General features: G+C 43.0%; 16 protein-coding genes. 12 read left to right on the top strand and 4 right to left on the bottom strand.

The window, feature by feature from the left end:
- Window positions 1-454 precede the first annotated feature (454 nt).
- The 7 genes from AC1F2U_RS31950 to AC1F2U_RS31920 all read left to right on the top strand — a co-directional run bounded on the left by AC1F2U_RS31950 (window position 455) and on the right by AC1F2U_RS31920 (window position 6,703).
- The gene (locus AC1F2U_RS31950) at window positions 455-1,015 is read left to right on the top strand and encodes a Uma2 family endonuclease (RefSeq protein ID WP_480264788.1); all 561 of its coding nucleotides are present in this window, start codon (window positions 455-457) and stop codon (window positions 1,013-1,015) included.
- Between the two features lie 689 nt (window positions 1,016-1,704).
- A complete protein-coding gene (locus AC1F2U_RS31945) occupies window positions 1,705-2,172 on the top strand; it encodes a hypothetical protein (RefSeq protein ID WP_480264787.1) in 468 nt (155 codons plus the stop codon).
- Between the two features lie 83 nt (window positions 2,173-2,255).
- Window positions 2,256-2,408, top strand: coding sequence for a hypothetical protein (locus AC1F2U_RS31940; protein ID WP_480264786.1), 153 nt, complete (start codon window positions 2,256-2,258; stop codon window positions 2,406-2,408).
- A gap of 522 nt (window positions 2,409-2,930) precedes the next feature.
- Complete coding sequence (locus AC1F2U_RS31935; RefSeq protein ID WP_480264785.1) at window positions 2,931-3,467, top strand: GAF domain-containing protein; 537 nt, start codon at window positions 2,931-2,933, stop codon at window positions 3,465-3,467.
- A 120-nt stretch (window positions 3,468-3,587) separates the two neighbouring features.
- The gene (locus tag AC1F2U_RS31930; RefSeq protein WP_480264784.1) at window positions 3,588-3,977 is read left to right on the top strand and encodes a VOC family protein; all 390 of its coding nucleotides are present in this window, start codon (window positions 3,588-3,590) and stop codon (window positions 3,975-3,977) included.
- 259 nt (window positions 3,978-4,236) lie between these two features.
- The gene (locus AC1F2U_RS31925) at window positions 4,237-5,415 is read left to right on the top strand and encodes a class I SAM-dependent methyltransferase (protein WP_480264783.1); all 1,179 of its coding nucleotides are present in this window, start codon (window positions 4,237-4,239) and stop codon (window positions 5,413-5,415) included.
- Between the two features lie 409 nt (window positions 5,416-5,824).
- Entirely contained in the window at window positions 5,825-6,703 is an 879-nt protein-coding gene (locus AC1F2U_RS31920) for an NAD(P)-dependent oxidoreductase (RefSeq protein ID WP_480264781.1), read from the top strand.
- 435 nt (window positions 6,704-7,138) lie between these two features.
- Here the strand turns inward: AC1F2U_RS31920 and AC1F2U_RS31915 are convergent, their stop codons facing one another.
- Window positions 7,139-9,199 (bottom strand): chromosome segregation ATPase, encoded by a 2,061-nt coding sequence (locus AC1F2U_RS31915; protein ID WP_480264779.1) that lies wholly within the window; start codon window positions 9,197-9,199, stop codon window positions 7,139-7,141.
- Window positions 9,200-9,359: 160 nt separating this feature from the next.
- Window positions 9,360-10,259 carry an Hsp33 family molecular chaperone HslO gene (hslO, locus tag AC1F2U_RS31910; RefSeq protein WP_480264777.1) on the bottom strand — a complete coding sequence of 300 codons (900 nt, stop codon included), beginning with the start codon at window positions 10,257-10,259 and terminating at the stop codon, window positions 9,360-9,362.
- A 207-nt stretch (window positions 10,260-10,466) separates the two neighbouring features.
- Between hslO and AC1F2U_RS31905 the strand changes: the two genes are divergently transcribed.
- The gene (locus tag AC1F2U_RS31905) at window positions 10,467-10,862 is read left to right on the top strand and encodes a hypothetical protein (protein WP_480264775.1); all 396 of its coding nucleotides are present in this window, start codon (window positions 10,467-10,469) and stop codon (window positions 10,860-10,862) included.
- Between the two features lie 369 nt (window positions 10,863-11,231).
- On the opposite strand, the gene AC1F2U_RS31900 is transcribed toward AC1F2U_RS31905, so the two are convergent.
- Together AC1F2U_RS31900 and hisD are read right to left on the bottom strand one after the other, a co-directional pair.
- On the bottom strand, window positions 11,232-11,657 hold the full coding sequence (locus AC1F2U_RS31900; RefSeq protein WP_480264774.1) for a universal stress protein: 426 nt from the start codon (window positions 11,655-11,657) through the stop codon (window positions 11,232-11,234).
- 359 nt (window positions 11,658-12,016) lie between these two features.
- Window positions 12,017-13,315: a histidinol dehydrogenase gene (gene hisD / locus AC1F2U_RS31895; protein ID WP_480264773.1), complete on the bottom strand. Its 1,299-nt coding sequence runs from the start codon at window positions 13,313-13,315 to the stop codon at window positions 12,017-12,019.
- Window positions 13,316-14,050: 735 nt separating this feature from the next.
- On the opposite strand from hisD, the gene rpsT reads away from it, so the two are divergent.
- From rpsT to rpoB, 4 genes are all read left to right on the top strand, one after another.
- Complete coding sequence (gene rpsT / locus AC1F2U_RS31890; RefSeq protein WP_480264772.1) at window positions 14,051-14,347, top strand: 30S ribosomal protein S20; 297 nt, start codon at window positions 14,051-14,053, stop codon at window positions 14,345-14,347.
- Window positions 14,348-14,431: 84 nt separating this feature from the next.
- Window positions 14,432-15,229, top strand: coding sequence for a TatD family hydrolase (locus AC1F2U_RS31885; protein ID WP_480264771.1), 798 nt, complete (start codon window positions 14,432-14,434; stop codon window positions 15,227-15,229).
- A 461-nt stretch (window positions 15,230-15,690) separates the two neighbouring features.
- A complete protein-coding gene (locus AC1F2U_RS31880) occupies window positions 15,691-15,981 on the top strand; it encodes a hypothetical protein (protein ID WP_480264770.1) in 291 nt (96 codons plus the stop codon).
- 136 nt (window positions 15,982-16,117) lie between these two features.
- Entirely contained in the window at window positions 16,118-19,417 is a 3,300-nt protein-coding gene (rpoB, locus tag AC1F2U_RS31875) for a DNA-directed RNA polymerase subunit beta (RefSeq protein ID WP_480264769.1), read from the top strand.
- The last annotated feature ends 88 nt before the right edge of the window (window positions 19,418-19,505 follow it).

Genomic DNA, 19,505 nt, shown 5'->3' with positions numbered 1-19,505 from the left:
CGCCAAAAATCGAATCGAGCCGCAATGGATAATAACTACATGCTTACTATTCTTGCTGCTTGTTTATCTCAACATGATGATGTCTCAGAATCCGCTTGTCAATAGTGTTTGAGACGCGCTTACCCTGCTGATTGTACGGTAGGGGCAATTGATAAATTGCCCCTATTTGGCTGGAAAAAATTTTTACTTATATAACAACGGATGGATGACCGTTTGTGTATTGTAACTGAAGAACTGGAGAAGCGGGAACCTCAGATTATTTGTTCTTTGGGATTATTTTCTAATTCGTAATTTTTAATTAAGGCAATAGACGCGATAAATCGCCGTCTCTACAATAATCAGTCCTTTGTAGAGACGGCGATTTATCGCGTCTTAATGTATCGCGTCCTTATTATGCGCAACACATCCTACAAAGGTTTAAAGATATAATTAAATTATTTTAGGAGTAATTTTTATGGTTATATTATCATCTAATCTTTCTTTAACAGAGTTTCTGGAATTACCAGAAACTAAACCAGCTAGTGAATATATTGATGCAAAAATCTACCAAAAACCAATGCCGCAGGGAAAACATAGCAGAATCCAAACTCGTTTATCAACCGAGATTAATCGGATAAGCGAACCTGAGCAAAAAGCTTTAGCATTAACTGAATTACGCTGCACATTTGAAGGACGTTCTTTAGTTCCAGATATTGCTGTATTTGAATGGTCACAGCTTATTGTTGATGAAGATGGGGAAATTGCCAATAAGTTTCAAATTTATCCAGATTGGATAATTGAAATTTTATCACCTGACCAATTTCCTAACCGGGTGATTGATAAAATTATTTTTTGTATTAATCATGGTACAAAATTAGGTTGGTTTATTGACTCTAATGATAAATCTGTGATGGTATTTCAACCCAATAAATTACCGGAAGTTAAATATAATAATGATAAATTGACTGTTCTTGATGTATTAACAGATTGGCAAATTATGCCAGCAGATATATTTAGTTGGTTAAAAGTTAAATAATTAAAAGGACGCTTATAAACCGCATCTCTCTCCTAAGAGGATGTTTGAAAAGTTCTCTTCTTGGTAGCAAAACGTTTTAGATCCCCCTAAATCCCCCTTAAAAAGGGGGACTTTGATTCCGGTTCCCCCCTTTTTAAGGGGGGTTAGGGGGGATCAATAAGTGCCTAAAATCACAGCGAAACACTTTTCAAACAACCTCTAAGACTACGGGCACTGGGGGTTAGGTCTGTATTACATTCAACTCAGAAGCCCTATAGTAGGTTGAATTGAGGCTTTGCAAAACCCAACAAAGCTTTGATAATGTTAGGTCTACGTTTCTCAACCCAACCTACACCTTACGGAAAACACTTAAATTAGAAAGCAAACTGGGGTTTGAGTAAGTCAAAGCTGCTTTTGCTTGCGGAAAACACCAAAATGAGAAAGCAAACTGGGGTTTGAGAAAGTCAAAGCTGCTTTTGCTTGCGGAAAACACTAAAATGAGAAAGCAAAAGCTTCTTTTGAGTAAGTCAAAGCTGCTTTTGCTTGCGGAAAACACCAAAATGAGAAAGCAAAAGCTTCTTTTGAGTAAGTCAAAGCTGATTTTGAGAAAGCATTTCAGTATATTGAGCAAGCAAACGGGCATTTTTATAAAGCAATTAGGTCTTTTGATAAAGTAATCAGCAAATTTACCTGACAATTTAAAATCACGGGTGAACAAATCAAGCCAACATTTAGAGCAATGTTTTAACTTATTAAAAGCTGGTAGTGAATGCGGGATTGTTATTCATAGTAGTTTTTATAATGATTTAGGAGCTAAACAATTACGTGAAATATTGTTTAGTCAGACTCAAGTAACTGTACTATTCTGTTTTGAAAACCGCAAGACAATTTTTGAAGGTGCTGATAGCCGATTTAAATTTGTTGTTCTTACTTTTGAAAAAGGCGGTAACACTGAAAAATTCCCTGCCGCTTTTATGCATCATGATGTTTTGGAATTACAAAGATTTCCAAAAAAAGACAGCATATCAATAAGTCTTGAGCTTATACGCCGCCTATCACCTGATTCACTTTCAGTAGTGGAATTTAAAAATGAAATAGACTTCCGCATTTCTGAAAAAATGATCGAGTTCCCATTACTGGGTGAAAAAATAGAGGATAAGCAGAATTTGACGAACTAGCGCAAGAAGTCGGTTTAGGTTCCCATCAACAAGGCGTTACCGACGCAGCAGAACGCGCCAAACTCCGTGCCGAACTCGATGGAATGGTAGCACACCTTTACGGCTTAACTGAAGATAAATTTAGCTACATCCTCACTACTTTTCCGATTGTGAATGCAACTGTTAAAGAAGCAGCATTAAAAGCTTATCGTAACTTTGCCCCAATGTTTGGAAACTCAAAATTAGTCTGTAGTTAGTCTCTCGTTTTGACTTTTCACGTTATGTGGAAAAGCCACAAAAAACCTAACCCCCTAACCCCCTTCCCTACAAGGGAAGGGGGAACTTTTAAAGTTTCTCTCCTTTTAGGAGAGAGATTTAGAGAGAGGTTTTACATATACCGTGAAAAGTCTTGTCTCTCGTTCCCATGCAAAGCATAAAAACGAGGATTACTAACAGTGTGACAAATATTTGTAATTTTGAATACGAACTGACTTGTTACATTACAGTTTGAAGTATATTTATTGCCTCTATCTACAGAAAGACAAAACATATTATTTGTAATTTTTTAAAATTCTTAATTTAAAATTGTAAATTTTATCTTGTGTAAATGAAAAACTTTAATTTCTTAATATTTTATTTTAAATTCAGCACAGAGTTTGAATAGTATTATGCTTCGTTAAAATGGAATTGCTACTATGGATACAAAAATGTATTTAAATAAAGTCTAATAAATTACTATATAAATCCGGCAGCATTTACCTAGTCGTAATTTTAGAACCGTGCAAATTCATCCTCACTCCGAATTTAACCATAGCCGCGATCGCCGCGAACAGGGTTTGCAAAATTTGCTCGACCGCCTTGTTAAAACTATGCAGCGCGATGAATTAGTCCGGCAAACAACCAATCAACTCAGAGAATCGCTTCAGGTCGATCGGGTGGTGTTGTATTATTTTTACAGTCAGTGGCAAGGTCAAGTGACTTTTGAATCTTTGAGTTCTCAAGAATTCTCAATACTTGGTTCCACTGGCCCAGATGATTGTTTTAACAACGAGTATGCTGCTTTATACTTAGCAGGACGGGTAAAGGCGATCGCTGATATTGAATTAGAGCCAATCGAGGCTTGTCACCGAGACTTTCTCCGCAATATGCAGGTTCGCGCCAACTTGGTTGTACCAATTGTCATCCCTAGAGGATTATGGGGATTGTTAGTAGCACATCACTGTCAAGGGCCTCATGATTGGTCGCCATCAGATATAGAAATGATGCAAATAGGGGCACAAACTCTAGCAACAGATCGTAATATTTTGGAGAGTTAAAACAATTCGTAATTCGTAATTCGTGGTTAAAAGGGCGGTTAGAAACCGCGTCTACACAGGCAAAACCCACGAAGGTGGGTTTCAAACCCTCAATTTTTTCTAGATTAAGGAGAAAGAATTATGAAATTTGCTTACACGGTTATTTGGGTAGACGATGTAGTTAAAACTGTTGAGTTTTACGAAAAAGCCTTTGGTCTAGTTCGCCGCACTCTCGTGGATAAGGGACAATCTCTCTGGGCGGAAATCGAAACCGGAAACACCACATTAGCTTTCTCCTCTAGTAGCGAAGCACAGAAGTTATTTCCTGGTGGCTGCCATCCCAACGAGGCTACACAACCACCAGCATTAATTCAAATCTCATTTATTACTCCTGATGTTGGCAGCGCTTACATGAGAGCGATCGGAGCAGGTGCAAAAACCCTAGATGCTCCTAAAAGTCAGCCTGGGGGACAAATGATTGCTCGCGTCCGCGATCCCAATGGTGTGCTAGTGTCGTTGATGAGTGCCTAAAGCGATCGCGACCTTATAGAGTGGGAGGATAAAACTTACTCTCTATGTGATGTACTGAGGTTTGTGTTAATGCGCCAACGCGGGATTACAGAGGCATTGTCTACCGATCGGCACTTCGAGCAAGAAGGGTTTATCTGCTTACTGCGAGCAGCAGGCTAACACGACAAAATAAACGACAGATTTTAATTTTTACACTTCGGTTAAATTGATTGTGTTGCTGGTAAACATTTATTTTCTCTAATCCCCAATCTCAAATTTTATGGATTCAAATCCAGCATTGTGTGCAGCGATCGCCAATCACATTACCACCAATCCTCAAAAACAAATTACTTTTGCCCAATTCATGGACATGGCATTATACCACCCTGAATACGGCTACTATTCCAGCGATGCAGTCAAAATAGGTTTTAAAGATAGTGATTTTTTTACCTCTCCCAACCTCTGTTCTGACTTTGGCGAGTTACTCGCAGAACAATTTTTGCAAATGTGGGAGATTTTAGGAAAACCTGTACCCTTTTCTCTGGTAGAAATGGGAGCAGGTCAAGGATTGCTAGCTTTGCATATCCTTAAATATCATCAACTGCACTACCCAGATTTTTTTACCGCCCTAGAGTACATCATTGTTGAAAAGTCGCCAACTTTAAAACAAGAACAGCAGCAACGCTTGCAAGATTTCCCGGTGCGTTGGTGTAATTTAGAGGAGATACCACCAAATGCGATCGCAGGTTGCTTTTTCTCTAACGAGTTAGTAGATGCGTTCCCCGTGCATCAATTCATCCTAGAAACGGGAGAACTCCGAGAAATTTATGTAACTACAGATAGTAATGAGAAAGAAACCTGCTCATCATTTGTGGAAGTCACAGGGGAACCTTCAACGCCCCAACTAGCTGAATATTTAGACTTAGTGGAAATGAACTTTACCCAAAGTGCATATCCCGATGGCTACCGTAGTGAAATTAATTTAGCTGCTCTAGACTGGTTGAGTATAGTAGCAGACCGCTTGCAGCGCGGCTATGTGTTAACAATTGATTATGGCTACCCCGCCAATCGTTACTACAATCCCAGGCGATCGCAAGGAACGTTACAGTGCTATTATCACCACCGCTTCCATGACAATCCTTATATTAATATTGGGCGACAAGATATAACTGCCCATGTTGACTTTACAGCTTTGGAACGCTGGGGTGAGAAATGTAACTTAAAGAATGTTGGTTTTATCCAGCAGGGGTTATTTTTGATGGCATTGGGGTTAGGCGATCGTATTGCAACCCTTTCCGATCGAAAACAACCTCTTTCGCAGTTACTACAGCATCGGGATGCACTACACCAACTTATAGATCCCACAGGACTTGGCGGTTTTGGAGTCTTAATTCAGAGCAAAGGTCTGAACAATACAGAAATTTCTCAACGATTAAAAGGATTGATTCTGCCAGAGTAAGTGTAAATTTGAAAAGTTAAAACTCTATTTAAGAATGCAGTATCAGTCTTATTTGGACTAGCATAACAGTGATTACAGTAAAGTTAAACACCCTACCAAAGTAATAATTATGTCCACTCATGACCTGTTAATGCTAGTAACACTACTTACCCCTGGTATATTACTGTCAGTGATAATTATGTTAACTTTTGCTGCCGGTGGTTGATTGCCAGGTTAGGGAGTAACAAAACTGGATTTAGGATTGTATCTTAAATTTAAAATAACTACTTCCCAACTAAATTTGAATCAAACAATGCGATGTTCACAATGGGCTATAACGCTCGATGACTCGCTCTAAGCGTTGGCGCAGCCTCTCATAGAGACGCTACGCGAACGCTATCGGTGACGCTGTATTAAAGGAACGTAAAAAATGAAGGTGGCATTTCTGGGAACTGGACTGATGGGACTACCAATGGCTCAAAGGTTATTAGCCGCAGATATACAGCTAGTTGCCTACAATCGTACCCCAGAAAAATTAGCATCACTACAAGCAGCTGGGGCTGAAATTGCTACACATCCCCGCCACGCCATTCGTGCTGCTGAGTGCGTAATTCTTATGCTGACTAATGCCCCAGCCATTTATAATGTGTTGCTTTCAGATACTGCTTGGCAAACTTTGGAAGGACGCACGATTATCCAAATGGGAACAATCACGCCCACAGAAAGCCAGGAAATTAGAGATGCAGTTGTTGGGGGTGGTGGTGAGTACTTAGAAGCGCCCGTATTAGGGAGTATCCCAGAAGCAAAAGCTGGCAAGTTGAATGTTATGGTAGGGGCCGAGCCAGAACAATACGAACGCCACTTGAAGTTACTGCAAAATTTTGGGACAGAACCTTTACTTATCGGGCCAGTGGGATCTGCGGCGGCGCTTAAATTGGCACTAAATCAACTAATAGCTTCTCTAACAACTAGCTTTGCTCTGAGTCTAGCTTTTGTCCAACGTCAAGGTGTCGATGTAGATGTGTTTATGCAAATCTTGCGCGACAGTCCCCTCTATGCAGCTACCTTTGACAAAAAGCTACAACGGATGTTAGATGGCAATTATGCCGATCCCAATTTCCCCACAAAACACTTGCTTAAAGATACGGAGTTATTTATCTCAGAAGCGAAATTTCAAAGTTTGGATCTCAGCAGTATTAAAGGAGTGCGGCAAATCTTGCAAACAGCCGTAAAAATGTCATTTGCTGATGATGATTACTCATCACTATTTTCAGTCATTAAGGAATGGGGAGAAGCGATTGGGGAATAAAGAATTTAAGCTTTATCTCATATCATGTCCGGTTAAAGACTTATCATTAAGACCGCAGAGGCGCAGAGGTGCAGAGGTGAGGGGTTTTTGGGCTTTCTGCATAGATTTAGGAATTATAACTAATTAGTCGGACAGGATATCACGCCTCAAGGCAGTGGGAAACTTGGCCTTAACAGCCACGTATAAAGGGTTTTTACTAAAGCTTGAAGCATTCATTTTTGCATTTACTGTTCGACAAGCATTTATTGAATGAGCAAATTATGATACTCTAAACTGGTTCAGTAATTGTCTTTTTGATTCAATCGAAGTTGGGGTTATGCGTAGTGCAACCCCAACTTGTAGTGCGCGATCGCATGAATCGACGAATGCAAAAAACCTAGAATTTGATAACCCGCAACTTGAGTTAATAGACGATCGCTGACCATTAATAGTAGTTTAGCGGGGAAATGGTAGAGATTCAGGCACAGACGAAGGCTGAGGTTGAGGTTCAGGTTGAGGATTGAGAAAATCCTGCCAAGTCTTAATTTGCTCTTGCGCTGCACTGTAAGCAGCACTACCGCGTGGAACCGATTTGGCAATATCAATGCCTCTAGCAATATCAGACTGACCTTGAGTGCGTGCTATTTCTAACAATTGCTGACTCCATTGGTCAATAGCTTGATTTGCATCCATACGTAAGATGCTATTGTTTGAAACTCGATCCGCTAATCGTATTGCCTCAACTAAGGCTTCTGGAGTGCCAGCCGCCCCGACTTCCTGGGCTTTTTTCCAGTTTTCTCTAGTGCGAATTTGCCCTTCCCAGTCATCGATCGCAGCTTGTGCTTCTTGTGAAAGCGCCCTTCCTGATGAAGCTATTTGTTGAGCTGTGCTAATGGCGGCGGTGAGATTGCCACTCTGGGCCAGTTCTTGTGCTCGATCTAAGTAAGGTTGATCTTGAATTCGCTCAATCTTTCCTACCCAAGTACGAATTTTTTTGCGTGCTTCTGGATATAACGCACGACCTCGACGAATTTCGCTAGCCTGGGCGATCGCAGCTTGCAAGGAGTTAATATCCTCGAATATTGCTATCTGTTCCGCGCGGTCTAAGTAAGGTTGGTCTTCAATTGTCTCCACTTGGGCATTCCAGCGACCTATCTCTTGTCTAGCTTCTGCGCCTCTAGGGTTACTAGCAGGAATAAGCTGCACTTGGGCGATCGCTGCTGTTAAATTAGGAACTGTTCCCTGACTAGCCAATATTCTTGCTTTTTCCAGATGGGCAACATCTTCAATTTCCAACTGCCAACGAGCAATTAGTTGCTGTGCTTCGTTATACACTGGTCTGGAGGGGTCGATTTGTTGTGCTTGAGCGATCGCTGCCTCTAAACCAGAAACATTACCGATCCAAGCACTTCTTTTCGCGTCAGCTATGGCAATAAAGTCATCAGTTTCGCCTTGTAGTTTCGTACTTTCCGGTATTTGCCTAGCAATATTCAGCGCTTCATCCGCATCCTGCTTGTCTAGTTTCGCCTGTGCCAATTCCAGCATTTTGCGTCCAAATGCCGGAATCGCTTCCTGAGCTTTTTGATAAAGGTAACTTTCCTGCCCAATAGACTCCGCTAACTCAATCGCTTTTAGAATGTTATCGACTGCTTTGCTGTTTGCTAAACTTTCGGCTTTTCCTAACTTATCGCCATCTTCTCGTGCTGTAGCAATCAGACTATTCAATTGGTCGTATTTAGTACCCGCCCAGTACTGATTGTCTACGCGCAGCATTTTAGCGGATAACATGAACGCTGATTGCCAGCGCCGTTCCTTTACTTCGGCGATCGCACCGTTGTATGTGGCTTCAGCCTTTGACCAAATTGACTGCCATTTGTCAACTTGTTCATTGACTAATTTATAAGCTGCTACATCTTCGGGTATCTTACGAGCAGTCGCAATCGCTTCTTCTAAATTCCCAGTTTGGAAACTTTGATCGGCTAACTTCAAAATATCCCGCGACCATTCTTCAATGAAACGATCGATTTCTCCATGCAACGGGTGATTTTGTGGTAGTTGCTTCACCAGAGCGATCGCTTGTAATAGGTCGTTCACTGTTTGCTTAGAAGCCGCTAACTGAGCGCAATGTAGTCGCACAGAAGCACTAGCTAGCGGCCAGAAAATCGAGGGGCAATTAGGAGCAGCAGGCAACTTGAACAGCATTGCCATTGCCAAAAATCCTACACTGCCGGGAATCAACATTAGTAGTACTAGCCACAATGTCCAGCTTTTCATCCAGCGTGGCCACTTCCTAGAAGTACTACTGAGTTGGGCAGTTTCTTCTGAATGACTATTTATAGATGATTCTTTCGTATGGTTTTTTTTTCGCCGTTTCACTGACTTGGAAGTAGAACCAGTAGCTGGGACATCAAATGGCTGAGTTTCACCGAATTGTTCTGTTCGGGATAATCTTTTGCTTTGATCTGGCTTTCTTCCACTGGCTGAAGACCAACTGTCTGGAATATCCCGCTCTGTCATCTCTCACACCAAAATAATTGAATAGCGCTCTGTTTTAGGTTGATAATTCCATTGTTGACATAGTAACTTTCTCATCATTAAAAAGCTACTTTTTTGATTATCTCTCTCCACAGAGTACCATTATCAATCTCAAAAATCAGTGCTATTTTATACTTTATCCTCAAACAGCAGATTCGGCTTGCAAATCGGAAATTAGTTGAGCTAACTGATCGCTACTTGCCTGATAGACGTTGCCGCAAAAGTCGCAAGTTGCTTCAGCACCATCATCCTTGATAATCATATCTTGCAGTTCAGCTTCTCCCAAAATCTTTAGTGCCCCCAAAACGCGATCGAAAGAGCAACCACAGTGGAAGCGCAACATTTGGCGTTCGGAAAAGATTTCCAATCCCATGTCTCCCAATAAGTCACCAAAGATTTCAGGTAACGTCTTCCCAGCTTGCAACAATGGCGTAAATCCTGCTAGACTAGCTACCCGTGATTCCAACGTTTCTACTAAAGCTTCGTCTCTGGCGGCTTTCGGCAATACTTGTATCAGTAATCCTCCAGCAGCAGTTACTCCCGCTGCTCCCACAAACACACCTAAAACTAAAGCCGAAGGTGTTTGTTCGGAATTCACCAGATAATGAGCGACATCATCACCAATTTCGCCAGAAACTAGTTCTACCGTACTAGAGTAAGGATAACCTCGACCAATATCTCGCACAACGTAGAGGTAGCCGCTACCCACAGCACCACCAACATCTAATTTACCTTTGGCATTAGGAGGCAATTCTACAGATGGATTCCCAACATATCCGCGTACTGTACCATCTAAGCCTGCGTCTACTAATATGCCACCCAAAGGGCCATCGCCCTTCACCCGAACATTAACCCTCGATCCAGTCCGCTTCATACTAGAAGCCATTAACAAGCCCGCCGTCATAGTCCGACCCAGTGCTGCCGTTGCCACATAAGAAAGCTTGTGGCGCTGCCGTGCTTCTTCTGTTAAACGTGTGGCGATCGCACCTACGGCACGAATTCCACCTTCGGCTGCTGTTGCACGAATTAACTGATCCGCCATGAATAACCTTACATTTCTTAACAAGTTCACTTTTTCTATTCTAAGTTCTCTGCTGCAAGAAAAGTAACGTAGTGGGGTGTTACGCAAATAAAGGGCGGTCATTAGTCATTAGTTATTTGCAAAGGACAAAGGACTGATGACTAATGACAAAAACTATTTGCAATATTAGAAATAGCGATGTCTTAATCTTTAGGTAATCCGAGAAAAATGCTGGGTAATTTTCAACAAAGCCAACTACGGATTGAAATCGAAGCATCAACAGATGCAATTCGTGACAGTCTGCTGCATCCCGTGCAACTAAAAAAATGGCTTTTAGGGCAACGTTTTGCGCCAGGAATGCCAGAAGAACTGCTTCCCGGATTCCAGTTTACAACCTGGACTGGGCCAGTCGCGATTCATCATCAAGTAAACGTTGTCAAATCCAACTGCTTTCGCTTAGTACTCAGTGGAGGCATTGACGGGTTCCACGAATGGTATTGGGGAGAAGGTTGGGTACAGTCCCGCTTGGAAGGAGTTTCAATTTTGCCCTTGAATTTGGGTCAAACACTCAGCTTGTTGAGCTTGCGCCAGTTTTTAGCAACTCAAGAACGTTTAACTGACTGAACGTAGCAAAGGGATTTTCCTTGTCTCTATGGCTAGCCCTTTCAAGGTAACTCCAAAAATCTCTTTTTTTTCTCTTCGCCACGGACACTTTGCTCAAGTAGGGAAACCCGCTCATGCAAGTGTCCTCCTATGTAGCTCTGCGGTTTAAAAGTAATTTATCTCACTACTCTAAACGTAGGCAACACAGAATTGCATAGGTTAAAATTCTTAAACCCTTGTGCATCATGTTGTCCACTTTCTACACTTATGGGAATTAGTTTTTCCTTGACCAATTTATAGCGGCTATCAGTGCCATCATCATATTTCAGGTGTTCTTCAAAGGCTAGTTTTGGGGTGGTTATAGCTATTGCTTCCCCTTGTAAAAAATCTTTATCTTGGTTTTACGACCAATACTGAACAATTAGCCTCTTCTACAACTTGACTGCTAACAGAACCCTGAACAATTCGTTTCATTCCCATCAAGCCCCGACTGCCAATTACGATTAAGTCAGTTTTATAAATATTGGCAAGACGAATAATCTCTTCAGCGGGATCGCCAGTTACTAACTCTAACTCACTTCTGGTTGATAAGTTTTCCTGATATAATTGCAGTTGCTTTTCAATATGAAAATAAGAAAACGTTGGGGACTCTGGCTGAGGGCGATCGGCAGGTAGTTCCATTTCTGACTCTGGCGTGAGAAACACATGACAGAGAATAACCTTGGCGTCTTTTGAAAACACCAAACTATTTAAAGCTTGAATTACTCGTTCTGAAATATCCGAACCATCCAGAGCTACCAAAACACTATTTAGCACTGCTCTCGTCTCCTAAAAAGTAGACCCCTTACATACATAAGTATCTAGCAAAATTAGTCGGCAGTGACACTAAACTAATTTTTTATCTGACACTTAGTTTATATATTTAAGGCCACGCCATAGGTCAGCTAGTTTTACACCACTTTCATACGAACGGGTTGTAGCAACTTTTCTGGAGAAGCTTTTCACGAGTTTTTGAGAGAGGAAAACCCTCTCCCAGAAACTACTGTCGGCAATGCCCGACTCGTGCTTAAAGGGTAGCTGAAGGTAGAATAGCAGATGGTGTGCTTTAGCGTAGCTTACCGTAGGTATCGTTATCCAAACTTCCAGTTATCAGAAAAATTAAGCATTCCAAATCATTATTCTTGCTGAATTCGGCGTCGGACTGAATCAGCATGGGAAGGTAAACCTTCTGCTGTTGCTAGCACATCTATGGCACCAGCCACATTTTGCAGTGCGGTTTGGGAGTATTGAATAATACTGGAGTGTTTAAGGAAAGTTTCAACACCCAATGCCGAAGCATAGCGGGCAGCACCAGAAGTTGGCAAGGTATGATTAGGACCTGCCAAATAGTCTCCTACAGCCTCTGGTGTTGAGTAACCCAAAAAGATTGCCCCAGCGTGGCGAATCTGTGGTAAGAGTGCCCAAGGGTCTTTGACTTCTAATTCCAGGTGTTCGGGAGCAAATTCATTTGAGAGTTCTGCTGCGGCTTGGAGCGATTCCACAACGATAATCAAGCCGTAGTGAGCGATCGCTTTTTCTGTGTCTATTCGCCGTGGATGATCGACTAGCTGTCTTTCCAAGGCTAATTGCACGTTTTTCGCCAAAGCAGCATCTGTCGTCAGCAAAATTGCTGCTGCCATTGGATCGTGTTCGGCTTGGGCTAGTAAGTCAGCAGCTACATGCACTGGATTTGCGGTTTCATCAGCAATTACCAGCACTTCGCTCGGACCCGCCAAAGAATCAATACCGACGGTGCCGTAGACAAGTTTTTTGGCTAGGGTGACATAAATATTACCCGGTCCAGTAATCACATTCACTTTCGGAATTGTTTCTGTACCATAAGCTAAAGCGGCGATCGCTTGTGCGCCCCCAATACGATAAATTTCTTGCACCCCTGCTTCTTGGGCAGCTACCAAGACTGCTGGGTTAATAGCACCCTTTGGGCCTGGTGGTGTTACCATCACCACGTGCGGTACAGCAGCAACATGAGCCGGAATTGCATTCATTAGTACTGTACTGGGATAGGCGGCACGACCACCAGGCACATACAACCCGGCTCGGTCTACAGGGGTGTAGCGTTTGCCCAGTACTACTTCATCGTCACCAAAGTGTACCCAGCTTTTTGGTACTCGCTGACGATGAAACGTTTCAATTTGGCGGCAAGCTAGCCGAACTGCACTCAACAACTCTTTTGATACCTGTTGATAGGCTGCATCCAATTCCGAGCCTGTAACTCGGAGTTCTTCTGCTTTCAGGGTTTGTTTGTCAAATTCGTCCGTGTAATGCAATACAGCTTTGTCGCCTTGGCGCTTCACTGCTTGCAAAATTTCCCGCACCGTTGCTTCTTTGTGAAGTACCTGTTCGTCATGGGTGCGATCGCAGATGCGTTGTAGTTCTGCTCTAACGTCTGCCTGCTGAGTAATAATTCGCAGCATGGAGTAAGGACAATGCCAAAATTATAATATTGCCACCTGAGATTTAGTATTGCTCTTGACCCACTGGGGTGTGCAAGCTCACTCTAATTCTCTTCTCTAGCTTAACCTGGATTTTTTTGATACTCTCAAGGCTACCAGCGTATAGTTTGCTTAAGAAGGCGACTTAATTGCTCAATCCGACAAGCCTCGACTGGCTAGCGGTAGGAAGGAGGTGTGCCATTTCCCACTCCCCTTACACCCTTTCCCTCAATCCTTGGGGGATGCAGATGGTATGTTTACACATCCAATCCTCTGAATTTACAGAGGTTAGGCTTTGAGTATAATTTTTACTTATTTCCCTAACTTTTACTACTTAATGTGTGTACAGGCACAATATATCGGCTCTATACTTGAGAACCCCTGAGATTTAGCTCTTGATAGTTCCTGCCTCTAAATAATACATTTGGTTTACGGACAAATTATATTTATCGGCGATCGCATTGCTTAATCAGGTTGTGATGAGTTAGGGTGACATTTATTTAGATGTATTTTAGTTTAACGCATTTCCTCAATTGACGAAATACCAAATTGGCGACTAGAGACTATAGAACTAAATAATATTGATGATCTTCATTCATGCCCAATACCTAATCCCATAATTTTTTTAGGAAATTATAACATTGGCAATTTGGATGCTATATTAGTAAGTCTAGTAGTGTGTGTACATAATTAATAATCGTATTTTTGGAATTGACTGTGGCGAATACAAAGTCTGCTCTTAAGCGTGCCCAAATCGCAGAACGTAACCGACTGCGTAATAAATCTTACAAATCAGCAGTCAAGACGCTGATGAAGAAATACCTCAATGCTGTAGCTGCTTATACAGCTAATCCTACCCCAGAATTAAAACAAGAAGCACAGGCTCGGTTATCCGAGGCTTACGGCAAAATTGATAAGGCGATCAAACGAGGTGTTCTTCACCCAAACAATGGGGCAAGGAAAAAATCAAGATTGGCTCACAGACTAAAACCCATCACACAAACAGCTGAGTAGTCATTGGTAATTTGTCCTTAGTCATTAGTCATTGGTAACAAAACAAACGACAAATGACAAAGGACAAACAACAAAGGACAAAAGATGCAACTGATAGACACGCACGTACATCTCAACTTTGATAGTTTTCAGCCGGATTTAGCAATAGTGCGATCGCGGTGGCAAGAAGCAGGTGTAGTGCGTTTAGTGCATTCCTGTGTTCACCCGGAGGAGTTTTCCAGTATTCAATCCATAGCCCAAGAGTTCCCCGAAATTAGTTTTGCTGTGGGATTACATCCTTTAGATGCTGATAAATGGAATAGCGAGACAGCTGAGAAAATCAAAACTTTAGCGAGTTCTGACTCAAATGTAGTAGCAATTGGGGAAATGGGGCTGGATTTTTACAAAGCTGATAACTATGAGCAACAATATCTGGTGTTTGAGTCTCAGCTGGCGATCGCATCTGAACTCAACTTACCAGTGATTATCCACTGCCGCGACGCTGCTGTGGCAACCAGAGAAGTGTTGCAAAAATGGCGGGAACTCAAAGGAGAAAGAGTGCGGGGTGTGATGCATTGCTGGGGAGGAACACCTGAAGAAACTCAATGGTTTCTCGATTTAGGCTTTTATATAAGCTTTAGCGGAACGGTGACATTTAAAAGCGCCAAAGCGATTCAATCTTCTGCGGCGATGGTGAGTAGCGATCGCCTATTGATTGAAACAGACTGTCCTTTCCTCGCTCCAGTTCCGAAACGGGGCGAGAGGCGCAACGAGCCTGCCTACGTACTTTATGTAGCCGAACAAGTAGCTAAACTGCGTCAGGAAACGGTAGAGGCGATCGCCCATCAAACCACCCAAAATGCTTGTGAATTATTCGGTCTGTCAATATCAAGTGTGTCCTAGTATCTTTTGTTCAGTTGTGTTAAAAAAATAAAACTATAGGGAGACAAAAATATGCTAATATTATTGCCTCAAAAAGATTTTGCTTGCGCCATAATAATAGAGAAAGGAGCATAAAACTTCTCATCTTAATTTTCGATACTGTTATGGCTTGCCCATCCTCAAAATCTCTACAAGCGGATGCTCTCCACGCATTACTAACCGTACCAACCTAAATTGAGCTAGACTTTTGCACAACATCGGTTTAGTGTGTATTGAACCTATTCAAAATCGTTAAACAAAAATTGCCTTGTGAGTATAATCCAGCAAAATGAAGTGATTCTGATTCAAAATCGACAAGGTGCGGATCGTTCCCTCAGTCTTAGGATATCTAAAATATCACTGAAGAGTATCAACAGCGGAGTGGATTTAAAACACACTGTGTAGAGCTGCGTCAGGGAATTAACGCGCTTTTTGGAGGGGAAGTGAAGAAAGTAAATCAAGTTCAGGAATATTTTAACTGGATATTCTTTTTGGAATGGGCATTGGGGAGCCAGTGTGTTGAGCAGCTTTGGCGACTTGTACCACTTCGAGGAAGTAAGCTATGCATAGCGTCTGCGACAAGACAAGCAACTGGCGTCATTGGGCATGAGATGCAGGAGGAAAAGACTTTCAGCAAGTTTTCCCCCAATCCCATAGTACCGAGTGCCCATTACTTAGTCCCTGTTAGGGGTGATTGCTTCCTTGTCAAAATTGCTTATTCCAGCCAGATTTAATCGCTGCGGTCTACACCCATAAATCACAAGTGTGTAAGAAAAAGTTCCCAAATAGCTAAGGACACTGGCTAGCAGTGGGAAGCGTCAAACAGCAGTGTCCAAGGGAAAATTGTACCAGGTTGACAAAGGAAGAGGCATGACTAAAGAAACATATATGGAACCCGCCTTTCTGTTGCCCGACTTGATTGAAATCCAGCGCTCAAGCTTTCGCTGGTTTTTAGAAGAAGGGCTGATAGAAGAACTAAACTCCTTTAGTCCTATTACAGATTATACGGGTAAATTAGAACTGCACTTTTTGGGTCATAACTACAAACTCAAGGAGCCAAAGTACAGCGTCGAAGAAGCCAAACGGCGGGATAGTACTTATGCTGTTCAAATGTATGTTCCCACACGTCTAATTAATAAAGAAACCGGGGAAATCAAAGAGCAAGAGGTATTCATTGGTGATTTGCCTTTGATGACCGATCGCGGCACGTTTATTATTAACGGGGCCGAGCGGGTAATTGTCAACCAAATAGTGCGATCGCCAGGCGTTTATTACAAATCAGAAATCGACAAAAACGGGCGACGTACTTATTCAGCTAGCTTAATTCCCAACCGAGGAGCATGGCTGAAATTTGAAACAGACCGCAACGATTTGGTGTGGGTACGCATTGACAAAACCCGCAAACTCTCAGCGCAGGTACTTCTAAAGGCTTTAGGGTTATCAGACAACGAAATTTTTGATGCCTTACGCCACCCAGAGTATTTTCAGAAAACCATCGAAAAAGAAGGGCAATTCTCTGAAGAAGAAGCTCTGATGGAGTTATATCGCAAACTCCGTCCTGGTGAACCACCTACAGTATTAGGTGGACAACAACTCCTAGACTCCCGATTCTTTGACCCGAAACGTTATGACCTTGGTCGCGTTGGACGGTACAAACTCAACAAGAAATTGCGCCTTTCTGTCCCAGATACAATGCGTGTGTTGACTCCTGGCGATATCTTGGCAGCCGTAGATTACCTGATCAACCTAGAGTATGATATTGGTAATATTGACGACATCGATCACTTAGGCAATCGTCGGGTGAGAAGCGTCGGTGAATTGCTGCAAAACCAAGTGAGAGTAGGCTTAAACCGCCTAGAGAGAATTATTCGGGAACGGATGACCGTATCCGATGCTGAAGTGCTAACTCCCGCTTCTTTGGTGAACCCCAAACCGTTAGTAGCAGCAATTAAAGAATTCTTTGGTTCCAGCCAATTAAGTCAGTTCATGGATCAAACCAATCCCTTAGCAGAACTGACCCACAAACGCCGTCTAAGTGCCCTTGGCCCTGGTGGTTTAACCCGCGAACGCGCCGGGTTTGCCGTGCGGGATATTCACCCTAGTCACTATGGACGCATTTGCCCCATTGAAACACCAGAAGGTCCCAACGCTGGATTGATTGGCTCCTTAGCAACCCATGCGCGGGTTAACCTGTACGGCTTCCTCGAAACACCATTTAGACCTGTAGAAAATGGGCGAGTCAGATTTGATCTGCCTCCAGCCTACATGACAGCCGATGAAGAAGACGATCTACGGGTTGCTCCGGGAGACATTCCTGTAGATGAAACCGGACACATTATTGGTCCACTAGTACCAGTCCGTTATCGTCAAGAATTTTCCACCACAACACCAGAACAGGTGGACTACGTAGCAGTATCTCCCGTACAGATTGTGTCGGTAGCAACCAGCATGATTCCCTTCTTGGAGCATGATGACGCTAACCGAGCGCTGATGGGATCGAACATGCAACGGCAAGCAGTCCCCCTGCTCAAGCCAGAACGCCCTTTGGTGGGTACCGGTTTGGAAGCCCAAGGAGCAAGAGACTCCGGGATGGTGATTGTATCGCGTACTGATGGCGATGTCACTTATGTAGATGCTACAGAAATTCGCGTCCGTCCTAAACCTAATACCCCAGAAATTAAGTACACCCTTTCCAAGTATCAACGTTCCAACCAAGACACCTGTTTAAATCAGAAGCCTCTCGTCCGCATTGGTGAACGGGTTGTTGCTGGTCAGGTATTGGCTGATGGCTCCTCCACCGAAGGCGGTGAATTGGCGCTAGGACAAAATATCGTCGTTGCCTATATGCCTTGGGAAGGGTACAACTACGAAGATGCAATTTTAATCTCTGAAAGACTGGTACAGGATGATGTCTACACCTCAATTCACATTGAAAAATATGAAATTGAAGCTAGACAAACCAAACTGGGGCCAGAAGAAATCACTAGAGAAATTCCCAATGTCGGGGAAGATGCCTTGCGTCAGTTGGATGAACAGGGAATCATTCGGATTGGGGCGTGGGTAGAAGCTGGAGATATCTTGGTAGGAAAAGTCACACCCAAGGGTGAATCTGACCAACCGCCAGAAGAAAAACTCTTACGTGCCATCTTTGGTGAGAAAGCACGGGATGTGCGAGACAATTCTCTGCGAGTACCAAACGGTGAAAAAGGTCGCGTAGTTGATGTGCGCTTGTTTACTCGCGAACAAGGCGATGAACTACCACCAGGAGCCAATATGGTAGTCCGGGTGTATGTTGCGCAAAAACGCAAAATCCAAGTTGGGGACAAAATGGCAGGACGCCACGGTAATAAAGGGATTATTTCTCGGATATTACCGGCGGAAGATATGCCTTATTTGCCCGATGGTTCACCAGTGGACATTGTACTTAACCCCTTGGGTGTACCCAGTCGGATGAACGTCGGACAAGTATTTGAGTGCCTCTTGGGTTGGGCTGGTCAAACCTTGGGAGTGCGATTTAAGATTACTCCGTTTGATGAAATGTACGGTGAAGAATCATCACGCCGAATCGTACATGGCAAATTGCAAGAAGCACGAGACGAAACAGGGAAAGACTGGGTATATAACCCAGATAACCCAGGCAAAATCATGGTGTATGACGGTCGTACAGGCGAACCCTTTGACCGAGCAATTACCATCGGTGTGGCTTACATGCTGAAACTGGTGCATTTGGTGGATGATAAAATCCACGCCCGTTCTACAGGGCCATACTCACTGGTGACTCAGCAACCCTTGGGTGGTAAAGCACAACAAGGTGGTCAGAGGTTTGGAGAAATGGAAGTGTGGGCATTGGAAGCCTTTGGTGCGGCCTACACCTTACAGGAATTGCTCACAGTTAAATCTGACGATATGCAAGGACGGAATGAAGCGTTAAATGCGATCGTTAAAGGTAAGGCAATTCCTCGACCTGGAACTCCAGAATCCTTTAAGGTGCTAATGCGCGAATTGCAATCATTGGGGTTAGATATTGCTGTACACAAGGTAGAAACTCAAGCAGACGGCAGTTCCCTAGATGTGGAAGTCGATTTGATGGCAGACCAATCAGCCCGTCGCACGCCTCCTCGACCAACTTATGAATCTCTTTCTCGCGAATCGCTGGAAGACGACGAATAGATAGTGAGGAGTGAGGAGTGAAGAGTTAGGAGTTAACAATTCCTAACTCCTAACTTAAAACTAAATATACTCAAAACTCAAAACTTAT

The sequence above is a fragment of the Nostoc sp. LEGE 12454 genome, from assembly GCF_056620565.1.
Note: the sequence above shows the minus strand (reverse complement) of the source record. Positions and strands in the feature narration are given on the sequence as shown.